The sequence below is a fragment of the Acidocella sp. genome (assembly GCF_052326845.1).
GTDB lineage: Bacteria > Pseudomonadota > Alphaproteobacteria > Acetobacterales > Acetobacteraceae > Acidocella.
Genome location: NZ_JBKQJR010000173.1, coordinates 1 through 4,865, shown reverse-complemented (window position 1 = coordinate 4,865; position 4,865 = coordinate 1). Strand labels below are relative to the sequence as shown.

General features: G+C 60.7%; 3 protein-coding genes. 1 reads left to right on the top strand and 2 read right to left on the bottom strand.

The genetic code is table 11. The annotated features are described in order from the left end of the window. Positions 1 to 363 precede the first annotated feature (363 nt). Together ACLPJJ_RS11910 and ACLPJJ_RS11905 are read right to left on the bottom strand one after the other, a co-directional pair. Entirely contained in the window at positions 364 to 3,213 is a 2,850-nt protein-coding gene (locus ACLPJJ_RS11910) for an AMP-binding protein (protein ID WP_443591191.1), read from the bottom strand. A 219-nt stretch (positions 3,214 to 3,432) separates the two neighbouring features. Beyond that, positions 3,433 to 3,789 carry an Mth938-like domain-containing protein gene (locus tag ACLPJJ_RS11905; protein ID WP_443591190.1) on the bottom strand — a complete coding sequence of 119 codons (357 nt, stop codon included), beginning with the start codon at positions 3,787 to 3,789 and terminating at the stop codon, positions 3,433 to 3,435. A gap of 718 nt (positions 3,790 to 4,507) precedes the next feature. Between ACLPJJ_RS11905 and ACLPJJ_RS11900 the strand changes: the two genes are divergently transcribed. Next, positions 4,508 to 4,865 (top strand): hemolysin III family protein (locus ACLPJJ_RS11900; protein ID WP_443591189.1); only part of this gene is annotated, 358 nt, incomplete at its 3' end.

The following is a 4,865-nucleotide window of genomic DNA, read 5'->3' as shown; positions in this document are numbered from 1 at the left end:
GCACCGCAGCCTTCTCCGACTTCGGCGTGGAAAACCTGGAGGATATCATCAGAGAACGACGACATCTGAAAAAGTAAGACCCGCGTCTTTCACCGGATGGATACCTTGGAATTGGCTGATCGCCGATCCAGAGCGCATCAAATCAATCGGAAACCGCGACTGGGCGTATGTCAGTCTTTAGACTGGGTTGGTATGATTTTGGCCTCTTAGCCATGTCTGGCGGCAAATTTTGCAACAACGGGGCGTCCACAGATGAATCGGCGCCACGTTGTGACCCCATAAAACACAGCCAAATCTAATGGTTGGCGCGCCGAAAGGCGCCGAAACCCCTGGACGATTTACAGCGAAGTGTCGAAAAATAAGTCACGGCTCCTCCGTTTGCAATGGCACGGCCGCCTCCGGCTCGCCGCATTGCACGAGCATGGCGGCGCGGGCGCTATCGCGCAGCCGCAGCGCGGCCGTGAAATCGGCTCCCTCCGGGGAGATGGGCATGCCGACCCGCATCGACACGGCGCCGTGCCGCGGGAACCATTGGCCGCCACGTAGAATCGACCGTGTTCCGCGCAAGGTCACGGGCAAGATTGGGAGATTCTGGCTCGCCGCTATCACAAAGGCGCCCAGCTTAAAGGCGAGCAACCCGGGAGCACGCGTGAATGTCCCCTCGGGAAAAAAGACCAGCGTTTGGCCCGCTTGCGCCGCCAGAAGCGCTTCGCGCGTGTCTTCGACGCCGCCTTCCGGATTGGCGCGTTCGACGAAAATCGTGCCGAGCGCCTTGAGGAAATGGCCCGCGAAGAACTGCTCTTTCAGCTCCTTTTTGGCGACGAAGGCGAGTTCGCCGGACAGCGCAGCCGACAAGACCAGCCCATCGAGATAGCTGGCGTGGTTACTGATGACGATCCCGCGTTCCGAAGGTGGCCATACGCCCTTCACCTCGATCCGGATCCCCATGAGCCAAAGCGCCAAGCGCGCCGCGCCGTGCAGCAGCGCCCAGCGCCACGCGATACGTGGCAACAAAAGAACCATGGGCCAGAGGAGGGCGCCCAGCAGCACAACAACACCCCACCACCATGCGGCATAGCAGACCTCACCCAGTAGGCGGCCAAAGCGCCGGAACTGCGGACCAAAGCCGGCAATCCAGAGCCGCACGATTTGCCGCCATACCGGCTGCGGATGCAGCGCAAGCCGGCCTTGCTCGAACAGCTCGCGGGCCGCGGCGCGGCGGAGCTTGCCGCTGGACGTCTTCGGGACGGTGCGCGGCGCGACGAGAATGACCTCTTCCGGCGGCGCGTCGAGACGCCGCGTGGCGGCGTCCTCTATGCGCTGCCGCAACGCTGACACGGCAGCCGGGTCCGTCTCATGTGTCTCGGCGAGAATGACAAGGCGCTCAGTCCCTGCACGTGGATCGTGGGTTCCGAAGGCCACGACGCACCCCTTGCGAACACCGTCGACCTCGCCGATAGCGGCCTCGATCTCCTCCGGGTAGATATGGCGGCCGGCACGGATGATGATGTCTTTCGAGCGGCCGGTGATGAACACGTCGCCGTCGGCGATATAGGCGAGATCGCCGCTATTGAGCCAGTCTCCGTCGAAGAGCTGGCGCGTCTTGGCCGGGTTGGCGAAATAACCCGCAGTCGCGGACGGACCACGGAATTGCAACAATCCCTCCTGGCGTTCGCCAAGCTCCCCCATAGCGCCCACGATTCGGATCTCATGGCCTGGTAATGGGCGGCCGCACGCGACGAATTCCAGCGCATTTGGATCGTTTGGTCCAGCCGGAAGGGCGTTGCCGTTCCTGGCCAGCGCTCCGCGATCAACGCGGTCGATGATCGGCGCGCGGCCGAGTGGAGGGAAAGCTAATCCCACGGCATTTTCGGCCAGGCCGTAGACCGGCGCCATCGCCTCCGGCCGGAAGCCATATTGCGCAAACCGCGCTGCAAAGCGGTGAATTGTCGCTGGGCTGACCGCCTCGGATCCGTTGGCCAGCATCCGTAGCGAGCTGAGGTCGAGGCCAGCGATCGTGGCATCTTCGATCTTGCGCAGGCAGAGCTCGAACGCGAAATTGGGCGCTGCCGAGAGCGTGGCGCGGTGCCGGTGGATCGCCCAGAGCCACTGCTCCGGCCGGACCAGGAAGGTGAGTGGCGACATGACCACGAGCGGGGCGGCGAAATAGAGGCTGCCCAGCCAAGCGCCGATAAGCCCCATATCGTGATAAAGCGGCAACCAGCTGACGAAGATGTCCGCGGGGCCGGCCTCTAGCGCCTGGCCGATCGCCCTGATGTTGGCGAGAAGGTTGAGGTGGCTGAGGGCGACGCCGTTGGGGTCTCCGGTGCTCCCCGATGTGTACTGCAGCAGCGCAAGGCCGTGCGGCGCCACTTGGCCCGGAAGCGTACCGGTTCCCTTGCTCAGCGTCTCGACACTGACCACGTCTCTCAAGCTTTCCACTTGCAGCTTCAGCAGACGCGCCACCGCGATGGTCTCCGGCGATGCGACGAGCAATACCGCACCGGCATTGCGTAAGATTCCGGCTTGCCGTCTGAGATGCTCCTCAAGCTGCGACGGGCGGGCAGGTGGGTAGATGGGCGTCGGCACGCCGCCCGCATATAGAATGCCGAAAAAGGCGATGAAAAAGGCTTCGCTCGTCGGCAGCATGATCGCCACCCGGTCGCCCGGCTGAAGCCCCGCCTGCCGAAGACCGCGCCCGACGCCGCGCGACCGCTCCGCAAGCTCACCATATGACAGGTTCGTCTCCGTCCCGTCCCCATGCCAATGGATGATGTGAACGCGCTCGGCATGGTGCGCGACATGCCAATCCAGCACCGCGGTGAGAGTCGTGGAGCCGGCGGGCGCGGGTTCGGCGGTACCAGGTTCGATGCCGCGCTGAACGGCGGTATCGAAGGCCGCTGGCGCTGCTTGCGTGCCCTGCAGCGCCGCCAACAGATCGCGGAGCGTCTCCGCGTCGGCGAGCAGCTGTTCCGGCAAATGAACCGAGAAAGCCCGATCCACCCGCAAGAGCAGCTCTGCGCGCGATAGACTGTCGAAGCCCCAGTCCCGCTCGAGCGAGCTGTCGAGGCCGGCCCGTTCGCCGGCGTGGCTGTGCGGATGAAGTTCGTGATAAAGGTCCCGAGCAATGTGGACTAATCCTGGCACGATGGTCGCAGCGGGTTGCCCTCCGGCACTTGCAGCTTTTGGTTGAGCGATAAGTTGTGGCGCCATATTTTTAGTCCTCGACGCTAGGAAAAAGATCGCCGGCCTTTCCCGGCCTGTTGCTCTATCAGACTGTTAATGTGCTCCGGCCGATCCCCGGCGATGCTCTCCGGCACCGCGGCGCAAGGACCAGCCTGACGAGCGGGCGAAAAATTTCTCAACATTGGTCTTGGCGGCATTTCGGGAAGGCGACGCCAAGCCCTAGCGTGCGGCATCTATACGCGCAGGTCAGCATGTCACATGCATCAGCGCGATCTTGCGCTTCGTCGATCGGTTGAACAATTGGATCGCCTCCTGCGTTGGTCGGAGCACCACGTCGCATCCCTTCTTCGCGAAGTAATCCTCGGCCTCTGGGGAAAGGCGGACATTGCCTTCCTGGCCGCTGCCGATGATGATCAGATCGCATCCCTTCTCAAAGACGAATTTGGCTTCCGCCTCCGAGACAACATGCGATGTTCCATACTGCTCCTTTGACAGCTTCTTCTTTCGTTTGCTCACCTTGTCGCCTAATCCGATCGTCACATCATGACCGTAGGTCTTCCCGTCAATTGTAATGCTGCCAAACTCACTGCGATCGATATGCAAGGCATACCTTCCTTCCGGCCAATGGTCTTTTTTGCATTTTGCACGTTAGCACTTGGGCACGCCGCAGCCGATACGCCATCTGCGGCCGACTAAAAAACTTTTATACCGCCTTCCCCTAGAGACTACAATGAATCCGACCGCGCAGCGCGATCGGCGATGAACCGGGGATCTCTCAAATAACTCTTACCGAAATTCCGAAGGCTTTGAGTTTCAGAAAGCTCCAGTTGGTATGAATGTCAGCTTTCCGGGACCCTGCCTGAATTAGCAACTGCGAGCAAAGGTCAGGAATCCACCCAGAACAGCCGACGCCATGGGCATCACGGCCAAAACCAAATTCGGCCTGGGTGGCCGGGAGCCGCCTGGCTCTTCCCGGGCAGCGAACTCAGAAATGCAGACGGCTGCTCTGGTAGTCCTGGCGTTGGGCAATCGACCTCTGGTAGCCGTAGGGCCGCCTACCTGCCAAGCCTGGAACCGGACGCTCAGCATTACCCGGTGCCGGCGGCCGTGCATCTGCAGCCGTCGGTCTAGGGTCACCACCACATATGGTTCATCATGTATGAATTTAATATAGTGCCGTTAAGAAGGGTAACCCACCAGCACTTTAATCCGCATTAACTTTCGGGATCGCTTCTCGGAGCCCCCGAGTTGGGCTACATTGCCGCGGAAGCGGAGCGGACGGGTAGTCTATGTGAAATTTCGGTTTGAAAGTTGCACGATCATGAACGACATAATGCCAGAGCCTTATGATTTTCCCCGCTATGATCGTACCGAGTTCCTTGCCGATCGCGCTGTGCATTTCGTCGGCATCCTCGGGGCTTTAGGTGGTGTGGCTTGGTTAATCTCTCGCCTGCCGCCAGAGGCAAGTGCCAAACTCATCATATCAATCTGGATTTATGGTTTTGGCCTGCTCGGCATGCTGACGGCTTCAGCACTCTACAATTTGAATTTGGCAGCCGCCGGACATGTCAAAGCCAGATTCCGTCGCTTGGATCACGCCATGATTTTTGTGATGATCGCGGCCAGCTACACGCCTTTTGCATTAGACGCATTTCCGGAATTTTCCGGGCATCTGTTGC